Source organism: Micromonospora sp. NPDC049048 (genome assembly GCF_043197615.1).
In the GTDB taxonomy this organism is placed as follows: Bacteria; Actinomycetota; Actinomycetes; order Mycobacteriales; family Micromonosporaceae; genus Micromonospora.
This window is the reverse complement of the sequence record NZ_JBICTM010000001.1, coordinates 794,100-815,757: the sequence shown is the minus strand read 5'-3', so window position 1 is coordinate 815,757 and position 21,658 is coordinate 794,100. Positions and strand designations below refer to the sequence as shown.

The window sequence follows — 21,658 nt, the reverse complement described above, 5'->3', positions numbered from 1 at the left end:
GCGGTCAGTCCGCCCGCGGAGTGAGACGAGCATCCCCCCTGCTCACGATATGGATCGCGGCGGGCACCTCCACGATCTTGTAGCGTGAGGGCGTGGCCCGGAGCGTGTACCTGACCAGCGTGGGTTCGGGCGGGGGAAAGTCGACCGTCGCCCTCGGCCTGGCCGAGTTGCTGTCCCGGCAGGTCGAGCGGATCGGCGCGTTCCGGCCGCTGGTGCGCGGGAACGGCCCCGACCCGATCCTCGCCCTGCTCAGTGACCGCTACCGCATCGAGCCGCCCCTGGTCGACCTGAGCGGCACCAGCTACGCCGAGGCGACCGCGCTGGTGGCCGACGGGCGGCGGGAGGAACTGGTCAGCCGCATCGTCGAGCGCTACCGGGCGGTCGAGCGGCGCTGCCCCGCCGTGGTCGTGGTCGGCAGCGACTTCGCCGACGGCGGCGACGGGGCCGGCCCCCGCGAGCTGGCCTTCAACGCCCGGCTGGCCACCGAGTTCGGCAGCGTCGTGGTGCCCGTCGTCGACGGCTTCGAGCAGGATCCGGCGGCGATCGCGGCGGCGGCGCGCGGGGCGTACCACGATCTGGAGGACCTCGGGGCGACGGTGCTGGCCGTCATCGCCAACCGGGTCCCCGGCCCGATGACGATGCCCGAGCTGCCCGTCCCCACGTACGCCATCCCGGAGGTGCCGACCGTGTCGGCGCCGACGGTGGCCGAGGTGGCGGCGGCGCTCGGCGCCACCCTGCTCGCCGGGGACGACGACGCGCTCAGCCGCGACGTGCTCGACTACGTGGTGGGGGCGGCGCACGTGCCGACGCTGCTGGACCACCTCACCGAGGGCGCGCTGGTGATCACCCCGGGCGACCGGGCCGACCTGCTGGTGGCGGCGAGCGCGGCGCACGTGGCCGGGCAGGTCTCGGTCGCCGGGCTGGTGCTGACCCTCGGCGAGCGGCCCGACCCGCGCGCGATGCGACTCGTCGAAGGGCTCAACACCGGGCTCGCGGTGCTCTCCGTGCCCAGCGACAGCTACGATACCGTCGCCGCGTCCAGTCGGATCGAGGGGCGGCCCAGCGCGACCAACCCGCGCAAGGTGGAGGCCGCCCTCGGCGCGTTCGAGCGCTGCGTGGACACCGACGACCTGGCCCGCCGGCTGCGGGTCAGCCGCTCCGAGCGGGTCACCCCGCTGATGTTCGAGTACGACCTGATCGACCGCGCCCGGGCCCGGCGCCGGCACCTCGTGCTGCCCGAGGGGGCGGAGGAACGGATCCTGCGGGCCACGGAGATCCTGCTGCGCCGGGGCGTCGCCGACATCACCCTGCTCGGCCGCCCCGACGACATCGCCCGGCGCACCCGCGAGCTGGGCATCGACATCACCGGCGCGCAGGTGGTCGACCCCGTCACCAGCGAGTGGCGCGACGAGTTCGCCACCACGTACGCCGAGCTGCGCGCCCACCGCGGCGTCACCGTCGACCTGGCCCACGACATCGTCGCCCAGCCCAACTACTTCGGCACGCTGATGGTGCACTCCGGGCACGCCGACGGGATGGTCTCCGGCGCGACCCACACCACCGCCGCCACCATCCGCCCCGCGTTCGAGATCATCCGGAACGTGCCGGGCGTCTCGGTGGCCTCCAGCGTCTTCTTCATGCTGCTCGCCGACCGGGTGCTCGTCTACGGCGACTGCGCGGTCAATCCCGACCCGGACGCCGCCCAACTCGCCGACATCGCCATCTCCTCGGCGGACACCGCCGCCCGGTTCGGCATCGAGCCCCGGCTCGCGATGCTCTCCTACTCCACCGGCAGTTCGGGGGCGGGCGCCGACGTGGAGAAGGTCGCGGCGGCGACCGCGCTGGTCCGCGAACGCCGCCCGGACCTGCTCGTCGAGGGGCCCATCCAGTACGACGCGGCGATCGACCCGGCGGTGGCGGCGACGAAGCTGCCCGGCAGCGAGGTCGCCGGCCGGGCCACGGTCTTCATCTTCCCGGACCTGAACACGGGCAACAACACGTACAAGGCGGTGCAGCGGTCCGCCGGGGCGGTGGCCGTCGGGCCGGTGATGCAGGGCCTGCGCCGGCCGGTGAACGACCTGTCCCGGGGCGCCACCGTGCCGGACATCGTCAACACCGTGGCGATCACCGCGATCCAGGCCGCGGCCGCCGAGGAGTCGTCATGACCACGCCGGATCCGTCCCCCTCCCGGGTGCTCGTGCTCAACTGCGGGTCGTCGTCGGTGAAGTTCCGGCTCTTCGACGGTGACCGGGTGGTCGACAAGGGCACCGTCGAGCGGGTCGGCGAGGCCGGCGGCGGGCCGGCCGACCACGAGACGGCCGTCCGGGACATCCTCGACGGGCTGGACGTGACCGGCCTGACCGCCGTCGGGCACCGGGTCGTGCACGGCGGGAAGCGGTTCGGCGAGCCCGTGCTGATCGACGACGCGGTGCTGACCGCGATCCGCGACCTGATCCCGCTGGCGCCGCTGCACAACCCCGCCAACCTGACCGGTATCGAGGCCACGCGGGCGGCACTGCCGGAGGTGCCGCAGGTCGCCGTCTTCGACACCGCGTTCCACCACACCCTGCCCGAGGCCGCCGCCACCTACGCGATCGAGCGGGACACCGCCGAGCGGTACGGCATCCGCCGCTACGGGTTCCACGGCACCTCGCACGCGTACGTGTCGCGGCGCACCGCCGAACTGCTCGGCCGCCCGTACGCGGAGGTCAACAGCATCACCCTGCACCTCGGCAACGGCGCGAGCGCCTGCGCGGTGGCCGGCGGCCGGAGCGTGGCCACCTCGATGGGCATGTCGCCGCTGGAGGGCCTGGTGATGGGCACCCGCAGCGGCGACCTCGACCCGACGGTGATCTTCCACCTGCGCCGGGAGGGCGGGCTCTCGGTCGACGAGATCGACGACCTGCTCAACCACCGCAGCGGCCTGCTCGGGCTCACCGGCGCCAACGACATGCGCGAGGTGCTCGCGCGCCGGGCGGACGGCGATCCGGCGGCGGCCCTCGCCTTCGACGTCTGCTGCCGGCGGATCACCGGTTACGTCGGGGCCTACTACGCGCTGCTCGGCCGGGTGGACGCGGTCACCTTCACGGCCGGCGTCGGCGAGCACGCCGCCCCGGTCCGCGCCGCCGCCATGGCCGGCCTGGAACGGCTCGGCATCGCGGTGGACCCGGACCGCAACGCCGGCACCGGCGACCGGGTCATCTCGCCGGAGGGCGCCGAGGTGACCGTCTGCGTCATCGGCACCGACGAGGAGCGGGAGATCGCCCTCCAGACCCGCGCGGTGGTCGAGGCCACCGCCTGACCGGCTGACCGCCTTCGCGGCGGGCGAATTCGCGAGCCGTGGTCGGGATTCGCGCCGTCACCGTCGGCCTCAGCGGCGGGCCTTTCCTCGTCGCCGGGCGGCCCGGGTGCGCCGGACGCGGTCGCGTCCCCGGCCCCGCCGGGGCGGTGCGAGGGCGGGCCGGTCGAACATCCCCGTCGGAACGAGGGCCGCGAAGAGGAATCCCCCGCCCAACGCCGCCCCCAGCAGCCCGAACGGGATGCCGCGCCAGGAGTTGAGGAAGAAGACCGAGTCGTCGGTGTTGCCGTTGGCGGCCACGAACTCCGCCGGCCGCTCCGGATCGACCCAGAGTGTCATCGCCGCCGGGGGTTCCTCGGCGCAGCCGCCGGCCGAGCCGCAGAGGATGCGCTTGTCGTGCTGGACGCCGCCGTACTCGTACCAGACCCGGACGGTGTCGGTGCCGCCGCCGCGCCCCACGTTGTCGCGCCGGTCGGTCACGGTGGCCCGCACCGGGACGCCGTCCGCGCGCAGCCGCTCCGCCTTGGCGTGCAGGTGCCACTTGTACGCCCCGGTGGCCACCGCGTTCGTCAGGCCCGCGAGCAGCAGCACCAGACCGATGACGGCGCTGCGCCGGTGGACGCCGCGCAGCCGGGAGCGCAGCCGACGCCACCGGCCGGGAACACGCCCCGGGCCCACCGCCTGCTCCGGGCTTCCCGGCGGGCCGGCGTCGGTCTGATCGCCGCGCCGGTCGCGGCCCCCCGCGCCCACCGCTGGCTCCGGGCTTGCCGGCGACGGCTCCCCCGCGCCCGGCTTCGGGCCGCCAGACGGCTCCACGCCGCTCAGCCCAGCGCGAGCCAGGCGAGCAGGGCGACCAGTACGACCACGACGACCACCGCGCCGACGATCAGCGGCGTCCGGGAGGCGCCGGCCGGCGGCTCCGGATCGGCGGTGTCGGCGAACGCGCGGAACGCCTCGGTGTTGCCGCTCGGGTCTGTGTGCTTCTCCACCATGCCGCTGACCATAGCGACGCCGGTTCCGCGCCGCCGTCCCCCGCACGCTCCCCGGCCTCAGGTCGAGCCGGCCGGTGGAGACGATCCGGCCGGGTGGTGAGGGCGTCCGGTCCGGACGGCGGGACCACTGCGGGCCGCTGGGCACCTACCGTGAATCCGTGGGGACAAGGCGGCTGGTCGCCGCACTGATGACGACGCTGCTGGCCGGTTGCGCCCCGGCCGCCACCGCCGCGCCTGGCGCGGTGCCGCCGGCCCGTCCGGCGCCCGTGGCGGCCTACGCGGTCGGCGTACGCACGTTCACCGTCGACCCGGCCTCCGCGCGCCCCCTGCCCGTGACCGTCTGGTACCCGGCGGACCACGGCACGGTGGCCGTCGGACGCTTCCCCGTGGTGGTCTACAGCCACGGGCTGCACAGCCTGCCCGAGCTGCACGCGGGGCTGACCTCCCGCTGGGCCGCCGCCGGGTTCGTGGTGGCCGCCCCCGCCTACCCGCACACCCGGCGCGGCACGGCCCGGTTCAGCCGTGCCGACGTACGCCACCAGCCCGCCGACGGTTGGCGGCTGATCCGGCACCTGGTGCGGCTCGACACCCGGGCCGGGGACCCGCTCGCCGGGCACCTCGACGTCGCCCGGATCGCCGCCGCCGGCCACTCGGCGGGCGGCTTCACCACGGCCGGCATGTTCACCTCCGGGCGCTCGGGGCGGCTGCGCGCGGGCATCGTGATCGCTGGCGGCGGGATGGCCGGCAGCTTCGCCGGGCCGGCGGCCCCGCTGCTCTTCGTACACGGTACGGCCGACCGGATCGTGCCGGCGACGGTCGGCCGCGCCGCGTACCAGCGCACGACCGGCCCCACCGCCTTCCTGAGCCTGCTCGGGCAGGGCCACGGCGAGTACCTGAACCCCGGGCGGCCCGGCTTCGACCAGGTCCTGGCCACCACCACCGACTTCCTCCGCTGGACCCTGTACGGCGACGAGGCGGCCGGCCGCCGCCTGCCCGCCGTCGCCCGCCGCCCCGGCGTGACGCTCTACGAGACCCGCCCCGCCCGCTGACCCTCCCGCCCGGATGTCCGAAGCCAAAGGGAGCCGCGACCCGGCACAGGCGCCGCTCGAAGCAGGCCGGCGCCGCTCGGCAGGCCGGGCACCGCTCGGAGCCCGACTCAACGCCACCGGGGTGGTGCTGCACACGAACCTGGGTCGCGCCGGGCACCGTTGCTAGACGCCGGGGTCCGGTGCCGCAGGGCGCGTCGAGTCAGATGCCGACGTAGTTGGCCGCCTCTCGGAGTTGGCCGCCTCTCGGAGTTGGCCGGCGCTCGGAGTTGGCCGGCGCGAGCCCGGACCAGGATGTGCCGCTGGCGCGGAGGGGCCGGGGCTTGTCCCTGGCACGAAGTCCGGGGATTGTCCCTGGCACGGGGCCGGAGGTTGTTCCGGCACAGGGCCAGGGGCGCCCCAGGCACGGAGTCGAAAGTCGTCCCCACACGGGGCCGGAAGTGGTCCCTGGCGCGGGTAACGGCGTGGTGTGCACAGGGCGGCAGAGCTAGGTTGCCGTGGTGGATGGTCTCGCGGGGCGGCAGTTGGACGGCATCGGCGAGTTGGCCGCGACGGCGTCGGCGGCGGGCATTGAGGTGTGGCTGCGGGGCGGCTGGGCGATGGACTTCCACCTCGGCGAGGTGACGCGGCCGCACGTGGACGTCGACTGGTACTGCTGGCGCGCCGACGCCGATCGACTGGCCGGCCTGATGACCGGACGCGGCTGGCGGATCGACCCCCGGATGCCCGTCGACGTGCAGCTCGATCTTCTCCGCGCCGATGTCGAGATGAGCGTCGCGTACCTGGCGCGGGACGCGACGGGGCAGGTGGTGGTGGGTGCCGGGCCGTGGGCGGGCACGACGCTGCCGGACGGGATGCTGGCCGGTCCGCCCGGTCGGATCGGCCCGCTGACCGTCCCGATGATCTCGGTGGCCGCCCAGATCGAGTTCAAGGAGATGTTCCCCGTCTGGATGCCGGGGCGACCCCGGCGGGCGAAGGACGCCGCCGACCTCAGCCGCCTCCGCGCCGCCGGTGCCGCCGAGCGGCACTTCGGGACCGGTTGACGCTCCGCCGGCCTCCGAGCGACGGAGTCGCCGGTGCGCCACTCGTGCGGGCCGTCAGCGAACCGCCTCCCGCCCAAGCCGACGGGAACTGCTCATACGGAGAGCAAGCTGGTGCGCCAACCAGCAGCGATCAGGACGCCATGGACCCTAAAACGGCCCGGTAACGTCCATGGCGTCCTGATCATCGGGGCGCATCCACCGGCCGGGGCGCATCCAGCGGCCCAGGTGCTGCCACCGGCCCAGGCGCGGCCAGCAGCCCCGGTACCGCAGCGGCCAGCCCTCTCACCAGCGGTTGCGTGCCTCCTCGGCCCAGCCGCAGGGGCAGGCAGCGGGCGTGGGGGGCGTGGGCGCAAGCAGCGGGCGTGGGCGCAAGCAGCGAGTGGCAGCGGAGGGCAGCGGGCGGGGCGGAGGCAGCGCAGGGTGTGAGGGCGTACTGCGGCGGTCTGCGCGGGCCGGGGCACGCCCGCGAGGCACAATCGTTGCCATGCCGCGTCGTGTCGCCCCTGCCCTGCTCGCCTCCGTACTGCTCGCCGCCGGGCTGGTCGGTTGTTCCGACGACGCCGGGCCGGCCCCGCAGGCAGCGGCTCCGCAGGTGACGGCTCCGGCGCCACCCGCGCAGGCGGTCACCCCCACCCCGCAGGTACCCGCCGGCACCGCGCCCGGCAAGGCCTTCGCCGTCGGCGTACGCCAGTTGAAGCTGAACCGCGACGGGAAGCGACCGCTGCCGGTGACCATCTGGTACCCGGCGGCGGGGAAGCCCGGCGGTCAGCCGGAGCGGTCGGCGGACGCCGCCGAGGGGAAGTTTCCCGTCGTCATGTTCAGCCACGGGTTGAACAGCCGGCCGGCCGACTACGAGACGCTGCTCACCCGCTGGACGGCGGCCGGGTTCGTGGTGGCCGCGCCGACCTTCCCGCACACGGCCCGGGGCGGCGACGGCAACGTGCTGGACGTGCTCAACCAGCCGGCCGACGTGTCGTACGTCCTGACCCAGGTGCTCGCCCTCGACGGCAGGGACGGCGACGCGCTGCGCGGCCGGCTCGCCACCGACCGGGTGGCGGCGGCCGGGCACTCGGCCGGCGGGGTGACCACGATCGGCCTCTTCACGGCCGGCCGGGACGAGCGGCTGGACGCCGGCGTGGTCTTCGCCGGCACGGCGCTCGGCGTCGGTACGGCCTTCGCGGGCGCCGCCGCCCCGCAGCTCTTCGTGCACGGCGAGGCCGACAAGGTGGTCGAGTACGCCGCCGGCAAGGCGGTCTACGACAAGGTGCCGTGGCCGAAGGCCATGCTGAGCCTGCCGAAGGGCGACCACGGCCGGGCGCTGCTCAGCGACGGCACGGCGCTGCGGGTGGTGTCGGACACCACGGTCGAGTTCCTGCGCTGGTCGCTCTACGGCGACCAGGCCGCCAAGGGCCGCATCCCCACGGACGCCGCCCGTGACGACATCGCGACCCTCGACAACCGCCTCTGACCCGCTTCCTTCAAGATCGCGCCCGGAGAAGAACCGGGGCGGGGTCAGGCGGTGTGGTCGACGACGACCTTGCCGAAGACGTCGCCGGAGTGCAGGCGGGCGAAGGCGTCGGCGACCCGGCTGAACGGGACCACGGTGTCCACCACCGGGCGTACGCCGCGCTCCGCGCAGAAGGCGAGCAGGGCGGCCAGCTCGTCGGAGGTGCCCATCGAGGTGCCCAGGATCTCCAACTGCATGGCGAAGACCCGGCGCAGGTTCACCTTCGGCTCGTGCCCGGCGGTGGCGCCGGAGACCACGATCCGGGCCATCGGCGCGGCGGACTTCAGCGAGTGGTCGAAGGTGGCCGCGCCGACCGTCTCGATGACCACGTCGACCCGCTCCGGCAGCCGGGCACCGGGCTCGACGGCGGTGGCGCCCAGCTCGGCGATCCGCTCCCGCTTGGCGGCGTCGCGGCTGGTCGCGTACACCCGCTTGCCCATCGCGGCGGCGAGCGCGACGGCCGCGGTGGCCACGCCCCCGCCGGCGCCCTGCACCAGCACGGCGTCGCCCTCGTCGACCCGGCCCACCGTGGTCAGCATCCGCCACGCGGTCAGCCAGGCCGTCGGCAGGCAGGCCGCGTCGGCCGCCGCCAGGCCCGCCGGCAGGGCCAGCAGGTTCGACCGGGGTACGGCCACCCGCTCGGCCAGCGTGCCGGGGAAGTGCTCCGAGAGGATGGAGACGCCGCGCGGGTCGCCCGGGGTGGGGATGACCGGGTAGACGACGACCTCGTTGCCGTCCGGGTCCACCCCGACGGCGTCGCAGCCGAGGATCATCGGCAGCTGCTCCGCGCGCAGCCCGACCCCCCGCAGGGACCACAGGTCGTGGTGGTTGAGGGAGCTGGCCCGCACCCGCACGGTCACCCAGTCGTCGGCCGGGTGAGTCGGCTCGGGCTGCTCGCCGACGGTGAGCGCGGCGAGCGGGTTGGCGTCGTCGAAGTGGGAGGCGAAGGCGGCACGCATGATCGGCACCGTAACAAGCCGAGCCCTCGACAAGAAGGGCATCGGCGTGCGGAAGGGCTCCTTCCTGCCGGCTGGGCGGCAGGAAGGAGCCCTTCGTCACACGTTCAGCGGGTGACGCCGTCGCGGCGGGCGGCCTCGGCCACCGCCTCGGCCACCGCCGGGGCGACCCGGGGGTCGAGCGGGGACGGGACGATCGCCTCCGCGGTGAGCGACTCGGCCACCACGCCGGCGATGGCGTCGGCGGCGGCGACCTTCATCCCCTCGGTGATCCGGGTGGCGCGGGCGTCCAGCGCGCCGCGGAACACGCCCGGGAAGGCCAGCACGTTGTTGATCTGGTTGGGGTAGTCGCTGCGGCCGGTGGCGACGACCGCCACGTGCCGGGCGGCCACCTCCGGGTGCACCTCGGGGGTCGGGTTGGCCAGCGCGAAGACGATGCCGCCGGGGGCCATGCCGGCCACCGCCGCCTCCGGGATCTGCCCGCCCGAGACGCCGATCAGCACGTCCGCGCCGCGCAGCGCCTCGGTGACGTCGCCCTCGCGACCGTCGGCGTTCGTGCTCGCCGCCAGCTCGGCCTTGCTGCCGGTCAGTTCGGACCGGTGCCGGCCGATGATCCCCTTGGAGTCGCAGACCACCACCTGGTCGGGGTTCACGCCGCCGGCGATGAGCATCTTCGTCACCGCCACCCCGGCCGCGCCGGCGCCGCTGACCGTCACCCGCAGGTCGCCGAGCTTGCGGTCGAGCAGCGTGGCGGCGTTGCGCAGGGCGGCGAGCACGACGATCGCGGTGCCGTGCTGGTCGTCGTGGAAGACCGGGATGTCCAGGGCCTCGTCCAGGCGGCGCTCCACCTCGAAGCAGCGCGGGGCGCTGATGTCCTCCAGGTTGATCCCGCCGAACGAGGGGGCCAGCGCGCGCACCACGGCCACGATCTCGTCCACGTCCTGTGTGTCCAGGCAGACCGGTACCGCGTCGACGCCGGCGAACTGCTTGAACAGCACCGCCTTGCCCTCCATCACGGGCAGTGCCGCGCGCGGGCCGATGTTGCCCAGCCCGAGTACGGCCGTGCCGTCGGTGACGACGGCGACGGTGTGCGACGCCCAGGTGTAGTCGTCGGCGAGCGACGGGTCGGCGGCGATCGCCTCGCAGACCCGGGCCACACCCGGGGTGTACGCGAGGGAGAGGTCTTCGCGGCTGGTCAGCGGAACGGTCGAGGTGACGGCCATCTTGCCGCCCCGGTGCAGCCGGAAGACGGCATCGGCGGGGTCCACAGTGGACGATGACATGGTGACTCCAGGATCTGTCGAGCAGACGGAGCGGCCGGCGCGGACGCGAGGTGAGGCGCCCGGCGGCGGCACGCGGTGCGGGGGTCACCCGGGCACGTTCCCGAGCATAGTGTCGCCACCGTCACACCGATGTGAGCGGGGTCATATCCGCCGGCGCACCCACGCGGGGCGGGGCCAGTAGCGGATCACCACGCGCCCCCGCACGTCGGCGACCCCGTACGCCCGGGAATCGTCGGTGACCAGGTCGTTGTCGCCGCGCAGCCACCAGCCGCCGTCCTGGGCACGGACCGCGCGCTTGACCACGAGCAGGTCGGGGCGGCTACGGAAGACAGCAATCACGACGTCGCCGGGACGCACCGCCCGGCCGCCGGGACGCACCAGCACCGCGTCGCCGTGGCGCAGCGTGGGCGACATGGAGGGACCGGTCACCAGCACGGCGGTCAGCGGCCACCGGAGCCGGGGAGCGGCCACCGGGCGACCGGTACCCATCGGTTTCCCCTCCACCCGCCCTCCCCGGCGCCCGTCCAGGAGTAATGTCGTCTTGGATCATCGCAAACTTCCCATGGAGGATCCTGATGCGACTTCCGCGCATCCTTACGCCCCGCGTGACCGCCAGCGCCCACTGCGACCTGCCCTGCGGCGTCTACGACCCGGCCCAGGCCCGGATCGAGGCCGAGTCGGTGAAGGCGATCTGCGAGAAGTACCAGGCCAACACCGACCCCGAGTTCCGCACCCGCGCCATCCTGATCAAGGAGCAGCGCGCCGACCTGGTGAAGCACCACCTGTGGGTGCTCTGGACCGACTACTTCAAGCCGGCCCACTTCGAGAAGTACCCCAACCTGCACCAGCTGTTCAACGAGGCCACCAAGCTGGCCGGCGCCGCCGGCGCGAAGGGCGGCACGGACCCGTCCAAGGCCGACGAGCTGCTCCAGAAGATCGACGAGATCTCCAAGATCTTCTGGGAGACCAAGCAGGCGTGACCGTCACCGGTCCGCCGACGATCCGGCCGGCACGTCCCGAGGGCGTGCCGGCCGTCGTCGCCGTGGGGCCGAACGGGCACGTGGCGGTCCCCACACGTACGGACGACCGAGCGGGTAGAGTCCCCGACCGGGGGGATGAGTGGTGACTCAACTGACCGGGCAGCCGACGACCGACGACGACGTCGTGCACCTCACCGTGCCCGCGGACGGGGGCTACCTCGGGGTGCTTCGTACCGCCACCGCCGGGCTCGCGGCGCGGCTGCAGTTCGCCCTCGACGAGATCGAGGACCTGCGCATCGCCGTCGACGAGGCGTGCGCCATGCTGCTCGCCATCGCCACCCGCGACGCGGAACTCGACTGCCGCTTCGCCGTCACCGACGACGCGCTGACCGTCGAGGTGACCGTGCCGACCGTGCGCGGTGCCACGCTCCCCGCCGAGTCGTCCTTCGCCTGGAAGGTGCTCACCGCGCTGACCACGTCGGCGGGCGCGACGGCCGCCGACGGGCGGGCCACCATCTCGCTGCTCACCCGCCGCGCCTCCGGCTACTGACCGCCCGCCCCCGCGGCCGGCCGGGCAGGCGTCACCCGACGCCGAGGGCCCGGGCGCTGGGGGTGCTGACCAGCAGCGCGGTCACGCCGAGACCGAGCGCCATCAGTGGTACGCCGAGCCACGCCATTCCACCCTGGAGCATGAACCACCCGATCGGCAGCAGCATCAACTGCAGCACGATCGCCGGGGCCCGGGCCCCGGCCCTGCGGCGCGTCAGCGCGCCGCCCAGCGCCCAGAGGGCCGCCGCCGCGCCGACGGCGAACGCGGTCACCAGCAACGCCGACGTGAGGTCGGTGGTGGTGGCGGTGAGGTCGGCCCAGAGCAGCCACGCGGCGACCACTCCCACGGCGACCGCCTCGGCCCGTAACAGCCGGACCGCCCAGCGGAGGGTGGCGGGGATCGGGTCGGAGTCCATGGTCACGCGCGCCACGATACCCGTGGTGGCGCGCGGTACAGTGCCGCCCATGCGGGCCGTCCTGGTGGTCAATCCGAAGGCCACCACCACCAGCGAGCGCAGCCGGGACGTCCTGGTCCGGGCGCTGCGCAGCGAAGTCGATCTCTCCGTGCGCTACACCCGACGACGGGGGCACGCGACCGACCTGGCGCGCGAGGCGGCCGAGGAGGGCGTCGACGTCGTGGTCACGCTGGGTGGCGACGGCACGGTCAACGAGGTCGTCAACGGGTTGATGACGGCGCAGCCCCCGACCCTGCCGCACGGCGCCACGTCGGCCGAGCGGCTGCCCGCGCTGGCGACCGTGCCGGGGGGCTCGACCAACGTCTTCGCCCGGGCGTTGGGCCTGCCCCGGGACTGGCCGGACGGGACCAGCATGATCCTGGAGGGCCTGCGGCTGGGCCGGTACCGGACGATCGGGCTGGGCCGGGCCGACGAGCGCTACTTCACCTTCTGCGCGGGCTTCGGCATCGACGCGGCCGTCATCCACCGGGTGGAGCAGGCCCGCCGGCGGGGTCGGGTCTCGACGCCCGCGCTCTACTTCCGCGCCACCGCGGCCCAGTACTTCCTCGGCTCCGACCGGCGCCATCCCGCGATCAGGCTGGAGCGCCCGGGCGAGTCGGCGGAGGGCGAACTGGCGACGGTCATCATCCAGAACACCGCGCCGTGGACGTACCTGGGCGACCGCGAGGTCAACCCGAACCCGGAGGCGTCCTTCGATCTGGGCCTGGACGTGCTGGCGCTGCGTCAGCTCCGGGTGGCCAGTACGACACGCACAGTGACGCAGTTCTTCTCGCGGACGCCCGATCCGCACGGCCGCCAGGTGCTGCGGCTGCACGATGTCGCCGAGTTCACCCTGCTCTCGGCGCGGCCCCAGGCGTTCCAGCTCGACGGCGACTACCTTGGCGCACGGGAGAAAGTCAGATTCACATCCGTTCCCGCCGCACTGAGAGTAATCTGCTAGGTCTCGGGTACTGCCCTAGGTCAACGCGGCCACGACGCCGGACGATGCGACGGCCGCCACACCGAGGGGCAGGTGCCGGAAATGTCAGCAATGTCGCGTGGACTGTACTATATTGATTCTCGACAGTGGTACGCCGGGTAACCAGGAAGGCACTGGAATCCGGACAAATGGGTTGTGGGCTTGCTCACCGCCCGGAGTTTTTCCGAGCGTCACCCTTGACATCCCAGGCGTTCGTGAAAGTATTCACAAGCGAACTTGAGTTACCGGGACATTGCCTGGACGCGCTCGTAAGGGTGAGCTGTTCCAGCAGGTCCGCGGGGCCACCACAGCCTGCTCACGCACTGCCGAATAGTCAAACGCGAACCGTCACCATTCGGCGCTGCGGATGCATATAGGAAAAGCAACAAAGCAATCTCTGCCACCCACCCAGAATGAGGAGTGTTGCCGCCATGGACTGGCGTCACCATGCTGTCTGCCGCGACGAGGACCCGGAGCTGTTCTTCCCGATCGGGACGTCCGGACCGGCTCTCCTGCAGGTCGAGCAGGCCAAGGCCGTCTGCCGGCGCTGCTCCGTGACCGACCAGTGCCTGCAGTGGGCGCTGGAGTCCGGTCAGGACGCCGGCGTCTGGGGCGGGATGAGCGAGGAGGAGCGGCGGGCTGTCAAGCGCCGCGGTGGCCTCCGAGTGCTGCGCGCTCACTCCGCCTGATCCAGCACACCAGCGATACGCCCCGGCCGGGTCCGCCTGGCCGGGGCGTACTGCTGTCCGTGGGCGGGAACCCCCGGGGCATCCCGCTGCCCACGGACGGGAAGCCGGGGCATCCCGCCGGACAGCCGCCGGGCGCCGCTCCGGGGTCAGGGGCGGGGTGTGAGCCCGGCCACCCGGGCGACGGCGTCCACCCGGCGCAGGACCAGGTCGGCCAACTCCGGCGCGTCGGTCAGCGGGGCGGACACCGCCACCGCCCCGGCGCCCCGCGCCGCCGCCGCGACCGCGTCGTGGAAGAGCCCCGGAGCCAGGAAGTACGAGGACACCGCCACCCGTCCGGCGCCCCGGGCCCGCAGCCGCCCCACCGCCGCCGCGACGGCCGGCGGGGCCGCCGAGGCGTACGAGACACGGGTCGGCACACCGAGACCGGCGCGCAGGGCGGCGGCCACCAGGCCCACCGACCCGCGTGCCCGCGCGTCCCTCGTGCCGGCCGCCGCCAGCACCAGCCCGTCGAACCGCCCCGGACCCGCCTCGCCCAGCCGTCGGCGCAGGCCCGCCAGCAGGGCGGCGTCCACCTCTCCGCCGGACGGGCCGAGCACGTCGGTCACCCGTACCGCGATGGTTGCCCCCGCCGCCCGGGCTGCCGCGACCGCCGCCGGTACGTCCACCCGCCGGTGGTACGCCGCGGTGAGCAGCAGCGGCACCAGCACCGCCCGGGGGTGCCCGGCGGCGGCCAGGTCCCGCAGCACGGTCGCCGGTCCCGGCTCCGTGTGGTCCAGCCAGCTCGCCAGCACCGGCGTGCCCGGGCGGGCGGCTGACACGGCCCGGGCCAGCGCAAGGGTCGCCTCGGCGGCCCTCGGGTCCCGGCTGCCGTGGGCGACCAGGACCACCGGATCCGCCTCCCCCGGCGGCCGCGACGGCACGGGAGGTACCGGGAGCGGCCCGGACGCCCCCGACGGCACGGGAGGTACCGGGAGCGGTCCGGACGGTCCGGACGCGCCCCACGGCGCCGGAAGGACCGGGAGCGGCCCGGTCAGACGTGCAGTCCGCACTCGGTCTTCTCGAACATGGCCCAGCGGCCGGCCCGGGGGTCCTCCCCCGCCTTCGTACGGCGGGTGCAGGGCCAGCAGCCGATCGAGCCGTAGCCCTGCCGGAACAGCTCGTTGACCGGCACGTTCCAGCGGGCGACGTAGGCGTCCACGTCGGCCTGCGGCCACGCCGCGATCGGGTTGACCTTGACCTTGCCCCGGCGTGCGTCGAAGGTCACCACCGGCGTGTTCGCCCTGGTCGGCGACTCGTCCCGGCGCAGCCCGGCCGCCCAGGCGTCGTAGCCGGCGAGCGCCCGCTCCAGCGGCTCCACCTTGCGCAGCTGGCAGCAGTCGTCCGGGGCCTTGTTGAACAGGCGCGGGCCGTACTGGCCGTCCTGCTGGCCCACGGTCAGCCGCGGCCGGATCGAGCGCACGTTCACCGGCAGCGTCCGGGCCACCTCGTCGCGGACGCGGAGCGTCTCCGGGAAGTGCAGCCCGGTGTCGAGGAAGACCACGTCCACCCCCGGGGCGACCCGGGAGACCAGGTGGGCCAGCACGGCGTCGGCCATCGAGCTGGTGACGCAGAACCGGTCGCCGAAGGTCTCGGCCGCCCAGCGGGCGATCTCCAGCGCGGGCGCGCCCTCCAGTTCCCGGCCGGCCTCCTCGGCCAGCGCGCGCAACTCGTCGGGGTCGCGCCGGGCCGGATCGGCCGGTGCCGCAGGGCCCGGACCCACTAGGCCCAGGCCCGCCGCCGAGACCAGGCCGGGCCGCTCGCCCGAGCCGCCGCTCACCGGGTCACCGCCCGGCCGAGCAGCCCGGTGAACTTCACCGTGAACACCCGGGCGCACGCGTGGCACTCCCAGGCGCCGTGACCGGCCTCGCTCGGCCGCAGGTCCTCCTCGCCGCAGTACGGGCAGTACAGCGGCGCGGAACGGGTCTCGCTCATCGCGTCACCTCGCTTCGCCCGGCGCCGCGACGAGGCTCCACGGCGCCGGCCCCGCTGGTTCGCTCGCTACGCTCGCTCATCGCAGTTCCTCCTCGTCGACCCTGATCACCCAGTTGGCGAACGTCTCGTCCGCCTCCCGGCCCGCCAGGTAGCGCCGGGCCAGCCGTTCCACATACGCCGGAAGCTCGTCGGCGGTGGTCTTCAGACCGCGCAGCTTGCGGCCGAACCCGGCCGTCTGCCCCTCGGCCATGCCGAGCCCGCCGCCGAGGTGGACCTGGAAGCCCTCGACCTGGCTGCCGTCCGGGCCGACCACCAGCTGGCCCTTGAGGCCGATGTCGGCGACCTGGGTGCGGGCGCAGGCGTTGGGGCAGCCGTTGAGGTGGATGGAGATGTCGGCGTCGAAGTCGCGCAGCCGCTCCTCCAGCCGGGCCACCAGCTCCTCGCCGCGTGCCTTGGTCTCGACGATCGCCAGCTTGCAGTACTCGATGCCGGTGCAGGCCATGGTGCCGCGCCGCCAGGCCGACGGCTGCGCCTCCAGGCCGATCCCCCGCAGCTCGCGCACCAGCGAGTCGGTCCGCTCCGGCGCCACGTCCAGCACCAGCAGCTTCTGGTACGGGGTGAGCCGCACCCGCCCGCTGCCGTGCGCCTCGACCACGTCGGCCAGGCGGGCGAGCTGCCCGCCGGAGACCCGGCCCACCACCGGGGCGGCGCCCACGTAGTGGCGACCGTCACGCTGCTGGTGCACCCCGATGTGGTCCACCGGCCGGTCGGGCAGCTGCGGTGCCGGGCCGTCGAGCAGGGCCCGGCCCAGGTACTCCTTCTCCAGCACCTCGCGGAACTTCTCCACGCCCCAGTCGGCGACCAGGAACTTCAGCCGGGCGCGGTGGCGCAGCCGGCGATAGCCGTAGTCGCGGAAGATGCCGACCACGCCCGCCCAGACGTCCGGCACCTCGTCCAGCGGCACCCAGACGCCGAGCCGCTGGGCCAGCATCGGGTTCGTGGACAGGCCGCCGCCGACCCACACGTCGAAGCCCGGCCCGTGGTCCGGGTGGTCCACGCCCAGGAAGGCGATGTCGTTCGCCTCGTACGGGGTGTCGACCAGCCAGGAGATGGAGGTCTTGAACTTGCGCGGCAGGTTCGAGTACGCCTTGTCGCCCACGTACCGGCGGACGATCTCGTCGACCGCCGGCGTCGGGTCGAGCAGTTCGTCGCGGGCCACCCCGGCGACCGGGCTGCCCAGCACGACGCGGGGGCAGTCGCCGCACGCCTCGGTGGTCTGCAGGCCGACGGACTCCAGCCGACGCCAGATCTCCGGCATGTCCTCGACCCGGATCCAGTGGTACTGGATGTTCTGCCGGTCGGTGATGTCGGCGGTGTCCCGGGCGAACTCGCGGGAGATGTCCGCGACCACCCGCAGCTGCGCCAGGTTGAGCTCGCCCCCGTCCACCCGGACGCGGAGCATGAAGAACTCGTCCTCCAGCTCGTGCGGCTCCAGCACGGCGGTGCGACCGCCGTCGATGCCCGCCCGGCGCTGGGTGTAGAGGCCCCACCAGCGGAACCGGCCGCGCAGGTCCTGCGGGTCGATGGAGGCGAACCCCTGGTGGGCGTAGATGTTCTCGATCCGGGCCCGTACGTTCAGCGGGTCGTCGTCCTTCTTGATCCGCTCGTTGGGGTTGAGCGGCTCGCGGTGACCGAGCGCCCACTGGCCTTCGCCCCGGGCCCGGCGGGGGGCACGGGCCGGTCGAGGGGACGTCGGGTCCCCGGCCCGGGCCGGGATGCTGCTGACCGCCATGGCGGCGTCCTCCGTTGTCTGGGGTGCCTCTGGATACGCGAGGCGCGCGGCCGACCCGTCGGAACGGGCTGGCGACAACGGTGTCGGAACAGCCGGCGCGCGGCGCGCCCGAGACAGATTGGGTCGGGCGTCGTCAGTAGGCCGGACAGATGGCGCTGCGCACGCGGCCGTAGTCGACGTGGCGACGGGCCACGAAGCGGCGGACGACGGCGGCGCTCATGAAGGTGATGCTGCCACAACCCGACGGGGGTCAGCCACCGCGTACGTGCTCATCCCACATCACGGGCCACGGCGCCACCGCCGCCGGTGCTAAGCTCCGCCGCCACCCGAACGGAGGACGTGTCCATGACCCACCCGCCCGCCGACATGACGGACACCGGGACCGCGCCAGCGGGCGATCCGGCTCGGCGCAGCCGACGCCGCGTCGTGGTGGCCGTGGCCGCCCTGCTCGGGCTGCTCCTGGTGGGGGCCGGCGCGGTGGTGGCGTACCGGAGCCTCGCGGCGCCCGAGGACGAGGACAGCGGCGTACGCGCGTGCCGCTCCGCCGGGGTGCTGATCCGCGGCGAGCAAGGGGAGACCGTGCCCCGCGAGAAGCTGGTCGAGCTGAACGAACTCTTCGAGGCATCCTCGCACCCCCGCCTGGCCAAGGTGGGACCCTTCGCGGTCGGTTCCGTGGAACGGGTGCAGCGCCAGCGCGGCGAGACCGGTCCGGGCGCCGAGCTCTACCGGCAGTCACTGCGCGAGGCGCTGCCCCTCCTCGTGACCGCGTGCCGCGAGCACGGGATCACGGTCGAGGGCTGACGCCGCCACGCTCCGGGTCGACGGCACCTGGTCGGCGTCCCGGTGCTCGTGGCGCGCGCTCCCCGGTGCGGCCATGTGGTGGGTCAGCCGCCGATCGGCGGATCGGCGCACCGGGCCGCCGGACTGTGTGACGCTGCGGTATGTGACCGGTTCCGCTGACCTGCCCGGCGACCGCGTCCCGCCGGCGCGCGAGGCGGTGGGCGGGCCGGATCGCACGGGTCGGCTGGTCTGGATCGTGCCGACGCTGCTCACCCTGACCGTCGTGCTGGCCGGGATCGACCACGCGCAGCCCTGGCGCGACGAGTTGGCCACCTGGAGTGCGGCGAGCCGGTCGCCCGCCGACCTCGTCCGGCTCGCCGGCACCATCGACGCCGCCACCAGCCCCTACTACCTGTTCATGCACGCCTGGGTGGCCGTCTTCGGCGACTCGGTGACCGCCCTGCGGCTGCCCGCCGCCCTGGCCATGGCCGCCACCGCCGGGCTCACCACGCTCCTCGGGCAGCGGTTGTTCGACACCCGGGTCGGGCTGCTCGCCGGGCTGCTCTTCGCGGTGCTGCCGGGCACGTCGCGGTACGGACAGGAGGCCCGCCCGTACGCGCTGGCCACCCTCCTGGCGGTGCTGGCGACCCTGCTGCTGGTCGAGGCGCTGGCGCGGCCGGGGTGGACGCGCTGGGCCGGGTACGCCGCCGTCGTCGCCGCGCTCGGGCTCACCCATCTGGTCGCGCTCACCCTGCTCGCCGCGCACGCGGTGGCGGTGCTCACCACCCGCCGTACGGGACCGCCGAACCGGCAACTGCGCTGGGTGCTCGCCCTGCTGCCGAGCGCACTGCTGCTGGCCCCGCTGGTGCTGCTCGCCCGGACACAGCGTTCCCGGCAGCTCGACTGGGTGCAGGCCGTACGCCCCGACGACCTCGCCGCGCTCCCCGGCGGGGTGGCGCAGAGCGGCGTGGTCGGCGGGGTGCTGGTGGGCCTCGCGGCGCTCGGGGCGGCGCGGCTGGGCCGGCGCGCCCTGCTGCCCGGGCTCGCCGTGCTGCTGCCCGTGCTGCTGCTCTTCGCCGCGGGGCTGGCCGTACCGCTCTGGGTGCCCCGCTACCTCGTCTTCGTGGTGCCGTTCGCGTGCCTGCTGGCCGGCGCGGCGCTGACGGCGGTGCCGCTGCCGCCCGCGCTGGCCGTCGTCGCCCTGGCCGGGCTGCTCGGGCTGCCCGACCAGGCGGCGCTGCGGCGCACCCACGAGTGGCCGCGCAACGCGACGGTGGACTACCGGGGCGCGGCCCGGATCGTCGCCGACGCTCAGCGGCCGGGCGACGCCGTCGTCTACTCCCCCCGCGAGAGCTGGCTCTTCCTCGACGTGGGTCTCGCGTACCACCTGGGCGAGCGTCGACCCCGGGACGTGCTGGTGGTCGAGGACCAGGCCCGCCGGGGTGACCTGTGGGCCACCGAGTGCGCCCGCCCGGGCGAGTGTCTGGCCGGCGTGGACCGGGTCTGGCTGGTGGTGTCCGGCCGCCGCGACGATCCGCTGGCCGCCGTCGCCGGCGCCAAGGGCGACGCGCTACGCGACGGGTTCACCGTCGAACGGATCTGGCCGCGCCCGGGGCTGACCGTCGCCCTACTGACCCGCTGACCTGCCGGCCCCGCAGGCACCTCCCGTCCGGCCCGCTGGCCGCTCCCGGCCGCACCGCCGCTCCCGCCCGGCCCGCCGGCACCGCCGGGGGTCAGCCAGCGGAACGGCCGTCGGGGGCACTGCGGGCCAGCGGAACGACGAGCGTCGCCTCCGTGCCGCCCTTCGCGCCGTCGCGCAGCTCGATGGTGCCGCGCAGCTCGCCGGTGATCAGCGCCCGGACGATCTGCAGGCCGAGGTTGCCGCCCCGCTCGGCGTCGAAGTCGGGTGGCAGCCCGCGCCCGTTGTCGGTGACCGAGACGTGCAGCATCTTGCGGAACCGGTGCGCCGACACCACCACCTCCGCGGCAACCGGCCCAGCCGCCGCCGGGACAGCCGCGGCGGGCGTCGCGGAACCGGCCTCGGCGGTGGCTGCCTCGGCGTCCGACGGGAAGCCGTGCTCGACGGCGTTGAGCAGCAGCTCGTTGAGCACCATCACCAGCGACGTGGCCACCTCGGCGGGCAGTACGCCGAAGCTGCCCTCGCGCCGCATGCCGACCGTCGCCTCGGTGGCGGCCACCTCCGTCGCGGCGCTGGCCACCCGGTCGACGATGCCGTCGAACTCGACCGCCTCGTCGCTGGACATGGAGAGGGTCTCGTGCACCAGCGCGATGGAGGCGACCCGGCGTACCGACTCCTCCAGAGCGACCCGGGCCTCCGGCATGGAGACCCGGCGGGCCTGGAGCCGCAGCAGGGCGGCGACGGTCTGGAGGTTGTTCTTCACCCGGTGGTGGATCTCGCGGATGGTGGCGTCCTTGGTGATCAGAGCGCGGTCGCGGCGGCGTACCTCGGTGATGTCGCGGACCAGCACCAGCGCGCCGATCGGCACCCCGGCGGGCATCAGCGGCAGGGCCCGGGTGAGCATCGTCGCGCCCCGCGCGTCGATCTCCCGGCGGGGCGGCGCCTCGCCGCGCAGCGCGGCGAGGATCCCGTTCGCCGCGTCGGTGCCCTCCAGCGGGTCGCTGGCCAGCCTGCGGTGCAGCGCCGCCAGGTCCTCGCCCACGAGGTGGGAGGCGTAGCCCAGCCGCCGGTACGCCGACTGCGCGTTCGGGCTGGCGTAGGTGACCTTGCCGCCGGCGTCGAGCCGGACCAGCCCGTCGCCGACGCGCGGGGCCGACGTGGTCTCCCCGGGATGGCGCGGCGGCGGGAAGGTCCCGTCGGCGATCATCTGGGCCAGGTCGTCGGCGGTGGTGAGGTAGTTCAGCTCCAGCTGGCTCGGGGTGCGGGCGGTGGAGAGGTTGGTGTCGCGCCCCACCACGGCGATCACCTCGCCGGCCTCCCCGTCGGTGGTACGCAGCCGGACCGGTATCGCCTCGTGCCGGGCCGGCACGTCGCCGTACCAGACCGGGTCGCCCTCCCGCCAGATCCGGCCCTGCCGGTGGGCGACCTCCAGGTGCGCCACCTCGGGCCCGCCGACGATCCGCCCCACCTGGTCGTCCAGGTACGCGGTGGGTGCGGTCGTCGGCCGGACCTGGGCGACGCAGAGGAAGGAGCCGTCGCCGTCCACGGGCACCCAGAGCAGCAGGTCGGCGAAGGACAGATCGGACAGCAACTGCCAGTCGCCGGCGATCCGGTGCAGGTGGTCGATGTCGGCCGGACGGAGGCGGGTGTGCTCCTCGGCGAGGTCGCGCAGCGTGGACACGCTGACCAGCGTGCCACG

At 74.5% G+C, this 21,658-nt stretch carries 21 protein-coding genes and 2 pseudogenes; 11 read left to right on the top strand and 12 right to left on the bottom strand.

The features are described from left to right. The first annotated feature begins 92 nt into the window (after positions 1-92). The gene (gene pta, locus ACGFIG_RS03915; RefSeq protein ID WP_392998863.1) at positions 93-2,165 is read left to right on the top strand and encodes a phosphate acetyltransferase; all 2,073 of its coding nucleotides are present in this window, start codon (positions 93-95) and stop codon (positions 2,163-2,165) included. Then, complete coding sequence (locus tag ACGFIG_RS03910; protein WP_392998861.1) at positions 2,162-3,301, top strand: acetate/propionate family kinase; 1,140 nt, start codon at positions 2,162-2,164, stop codon at positions 3,299-3,301. Before pta ends, ACGFIG_RS03910 begins: the two co-directional genes overlap by 4 nt. A gap of 69 nt (positions 3,302-3,370) precedes the next feature. On the opposite strand, the gene ACGFIG_RS03905 is transcribed toward ACGFIG_RS03910, so the two are convergent. Next, positions 3,371-4,048 carry a DUF3592 domain-containing protein gene (locus tag ACGFIG_RS03905; RefSeq protein WP_392998859.1) on the bottom strand — a complete coding sequence of 226 codons (678 nt, stop codon included), beginning with the start codon at positions 4,046-4,048 and terminating at the stop codon, positions 3,371-3,373. 71 nt (positions 4,049-4,119) lie between these two features. Further along, complete coding sequence (locus ACGFIG_RS03900; RefSeq protein ID WP_392998857.1) at positions 4,120-4,290, bottom strand: hypothetical protein; 171 nt, start codon at positions 4,288-4,290, stop codon at positions 4,120-4,122. Between the two features lie 158 nt (positions 4,291-4,448). Between ACGFIG_RS03900 and ACGFIG_RS03895 the strand changes: the two genes are divergently transcribed. The 3 genes from ACGFIG_RS03895 (at position 4,449) to ACGFIG_RS03885 (ending at position 7,847) form a co-directional block, all read left to right on the top strand. Beyond that, positions 4,449-5,339 (top strand): alpha/beta hydrolase family protein, encoded by an 891-nt coding sequence (locus tag ACGFIG_RS03895; RefSeq protein WP_392998855.1) that lies wholly within the window; start codon positions 4,449-4,451, stop codon positions 5,337-5,339. 497 nt (positions 5,340-5,836) lie between these two features. Continuing rightward, a complete protein-coding gene (locus ACGFIG_RS03890; protein ID WP_392998853.1) occupies positions 5,837-6,379 on the top strand; it encodes a nucleotidyltransferase domain-containing protein in 543 nt (180 codons plus the stop codon). 484 nt (positions 6,380-6,863) lie between these two features. Beyond that, positions 6,864-7,847, top strand: coding sequence for an alpha/beta hydrolase family protein (locus ACGFIG_RS03885; RefSeq protein ID WP_392998851.1), 984 nt, complete (start codon positions 6,864-6,866; stop codon positions 7,845-7,847). 44 nt (positions 7,848-7,891) lie between these two features. Here ACGFIG_RS03885 and ACGFIG_RS03880 read toward each other — a convergent pair whose 3' ends face one another. The 3 genes from ACGFIG_RS03880 to ACGFIG_RS03870 all read right to left on the bottom strand — a co-directional run bounded on the left by ACGFIG_RS03880 (position 7,892) and on the right by ACGFIG_RS03870 (position 10,614). Further along, complete coding sequence (locus ACGFIG_RS03880; protein ID WP_392998849.1) at positions 7,892-8,854, bottom strand: zinc-binding dehydrogenase; 963 nt, start codon at positions 8,852-8,854, stop codon at positions 7,892-7,894. A gap of 95 nt (positions 8,855-8,949) precedes the next feature. Continuing rightward, on the bottom strand, positions 8,950-10,125 hold the full coding sequence (locus tag ACGFIG_RS03875; RefSeq protein ID WP_392998847.1) for an NADP-dependent malic enzyme: 1,176 nt from the start codon (positions 10,123-10,125) through the stop codon (positions 8,950-8,952). A 141-nt stretch (positions 10,126-10,266) separates the two neighbouring features. Then, positions 10,267-10,614 (bottom strand): S24 family peptidase, encoded by a 348-nt coding sequence (locus tag ACGFIG_RS03870; RefSeq protein WP_392998845.1) that lies wholly within the window; start codon positions 10,612-10,614, stop codon positions 10,267-10,269. Positions 10,615-10,700: 86 nt separating this feature from the next. Here ACGFIG_RS03870 and sodN point away from each other — a divergent pair, with 86 nt between their 5' ends. Together sodN and ACGFIG_RS03860 are read left to right on the top strand one after the other, a co-directional pair. Further along, on the top strand, positions 10,701-11,105 hold the full coding sequence (gene sodN / locus ACGFIG_RS03865; protein ID WP_357563499.1) for a superoxide dismutase, Ni: 405 nt from the start codon (positions 10,701-10,703) through the stop codon (positions 11,103-11,105). 142 nt (positions 11,106-11,247) lie between these two features. Beyond that, positions 11,248-11,655, top strand: coding sequence for an ATP-binding protein (locus tag ACGFIG_RS03860; protein ID WP_392998843.1), 408 nt, complete (start codon positions 11,248-11,250; stop codon positions 11,653-11,655). A gap of 31 nt (positions 11,656-11,686) precedes the next feature. Here the strand turns inward: ACGFIG_RS03860 and ACGFIG_RS03855 are convergent, their stop codons facing one another. Then, positions 11,687-12,070 (bottom strand): hypothetical protein, encoded by a 384-nt coding sequence (locus ACGFIG_RS03855; RefSeq protein ID WP_392999426.1) that lies wholly within the window; start codon positions 12,068-12,070, stop codon positions 11,687-11,689. 49 nt (positions 12,071-12,119) lie between these two features. Between ACGFIG_RS03855 and ACGFIG_RS03850 the strand changes: the two genes are divergently transcribed. Both ACGFIG_RS03850 and ACGFIG_RS03845 read left to right on the top strand, forming a co-directional pair. Continuing rightward, a complete protein-coding gene (locus ACGFIG_RS03850) occupies positions 12,120-13,070 on the top strand; it encodes a diacylglycerol/lipid kinase family protein (protein ID WP_392998841.1) in 951 nt (316 codons plus the stop codon). 449 nt (positions 13,071-13,519) lie between these two features. Further along, the gene (locus tag ACGFIG_RS03845; protein ID WP_007072794.1) at positions 13,520-13,777 is read left to right on the top strand and encodes a WhiB family transcriptional regulator; all 258 of its coding nucleotides are present in this window, start codon (positions 13,520-13,522) and stop codon (positions 13,775-13,777) included. Between the two features lie 146 nt (positions 13,778-13,923). Here ACGFIG_RS03845 and ACGFIG_RS03840 read toward each other — a convergent pair whose 3' ends face one another. The 4 genes from ACGFIG_RS03840 to ACGFIG_RS03825 form a co-directional block, all read right to left on the bottom strand. After that, positions 13,924-14,697 (bottom strand): sirohydrochlorin chelatase, encoded by a 774-nt coding sequence (locus ACGFIG_RS03840; protein WP_392998839.1) that lies wholly within the window; start codon positions 14,695-14,697, stop codon positions 13,924-13,926. A 110-nt stretch (positions 14,698-14,807) separates the two neighbouring features. Next, positions 14,808-15,593: a phosphoadenylyl-sulfate reductase gene (locus ACGFIG_RS03835; protein ID WP_392998837.1), complete on the bottom strand. Its 786-nt coding sequence runs from the start codon at positions 15,591-15,593 to the stop codon at positions 14,808-14,810. Then, entirely contained in the window at positions 15,590-15,748 is a 159-nt protein-coding gene (locus ACGFIG_RS03830; protein WP_148796392.1) for an IS1 family transposase, read from the bottom strand. The genes ACGFIG_RS03835 and ACGFIG_RS03830 overlap by 4 nt, the downstream gene beginning before the upstream one ends. A gap of 76 nt (positions 15,749-15,824) precedes the next feature. Further along, on the bottom strand, positions 15,825-17,540 hold the full coding sequence (locus ACGFIG_RS03825) for a nitrite/sulfite reductase (RefSeq protein ID WP_392998835.1): 1,716 nt from the start codon (positions 17,538-17,540) through the stop codon (positions 15,825-15,827). A gap of 345 nt (positions 17,541-17,885) precedes the next feature. Here ACGFIG_RS03825 and ACGFIG_RS03820 point away from each other — a divergent pair, with 345 nt between their 5' ends. After that, positions 17,886-18,341, top strand: a complete 456-nt coding sequence (locus tag ACGFIG_RS03820; RefSeq protein WP_392998833.1) for a hypothetical protein — start codon at positions 17,886-17,888, stop codon at positions 18,339-18,341. A 196-nt stretch (positions 18,342-18,537) separates the two neighbouring features. Continuing rightward, positions 18,538-19,962, top strand: coding sequence for a glycosyltransferase family 39 protein (locus ACGFIG_RS03815; protein WP_392999424.1), 1,425 nt, complete (start codon positions 18,538-18,540; stop codon positions 19,960-19,962). 91 nt (positions 19,963-20,053) lie between these two features. On the opposite strand, the pseudogene ACGFIG_RS03810 reads toward ACGFIG_RS03815, so the two are convergent. Further along, positions 20,054-20,389, bottom strand: a pseudogene (locus ACGFIG_RS03810) (ATP-binding protein); the annotation flags it as partial. Then, positions 20,381-21,640: pseudogene (locus ACGFIG_RS03805) on the bottom strand (histidine kinase N-terminal domain-containing protein); the annotation flags it as partial. The pseudogenes ACGFIG_RS03805 and ACGFIG_RS03810, both read right to left, overlap by 9 nt. Between the last annotated feature and the right edge of the window lie 18 nt (positions 21,641-21,658).

Excerpts from the sequence above, each read along its gene's own strand:
- ACGFIG_RS03875 (WP_392998847.1), bottom strand. The coding sequence starts at position 10,125 with ATGTCATCGTCCACTGTGGACCCCGCCGATGCCGTCTTCCGGCTGCAC.
- ACGFIG_RS03885 (WP_392998851.1), top strand. The coding sequence starts at position 6,864 with ATGCCGCGTCGTGTCGCCCCTGCCCTGCTCGCCTCCGTACTGCTCGCC.
- ACGFIG_RS03830 (WP_148796392.1), bottom strand. The coding sequence starts at position 15,748 with ATGAGCGAGACCCGTTCCGCGCCGCTGTACTGCCCGTACTGCGGCGAG.
- ACGFIG_RS03845 (WP_007072794.1), top strand. The coding sequence starts at position 13,520 with ATGGACTGGCGTCACCATGCTGTCTGCCGCGACGAGGACCCGGAGCTG.
- ACGFIG_RS03820 (WP_392998833.1), top strand. The coding sequence starts at position 17,886 with ATGACCCACCCGCCCGCCGACATGACGGACACCGGGACCGCGCCAGCG.
- ACGFIG_RS03855 (WP_392999426.1), bottom strand. The coding sequence starts at position 12,070 with ATGGACTCCGACCCGATCCCCGCCACCCTCCGCTGGGCGGTCCGGCTG.
- ACGFIG_RS03825 (WP_392998835.1), bottom strand. The coding sequence starts at position 17,540 with ATGGCGGTCAGCAGCATCCCGGCCCGGGCCGGGGACCCGACGTCCCCT.
- ACGFIG_RS03900 (WP_392998857.1), bottom strand. The coding sequence starts at position 4,290 with ATGGTGGAGAAGCACACAGACCCGAGCGGCAACACCGAGGCGTTCCGC.
- sodN (WP_357563499.1), top strand. The coding sequence starts at position 10,701 with ATGCGACTTCCGCGCATCCTTACGCCCCGCGTGACCGCCAGCGCCCAC.
- ACGFIG_RS03850 (WP_392998841.1), top strand. The coding sequence starts at position 12,120 with ATGCGGGCCGTCCTGGTGGTCAATCCGAAGGCCACCACCACCAGCGAG.
- ACGFIG_RS03910 (WP_392998861.1), top strand. The coding sequence starts at position 2,162 with ATGACCACGCCGGATCCGTCCCCCTCCCGGGTGCTCGTGCTCAACTGC.
- ACGFIG_RS03870 (WP_392998845.1), bottom strand. The coding sequence starts at position 10,614 with ATGGGTACCGGTCGCCCGGTGGCCGCTCCCCGGCTCCGGTGGCCGCTG.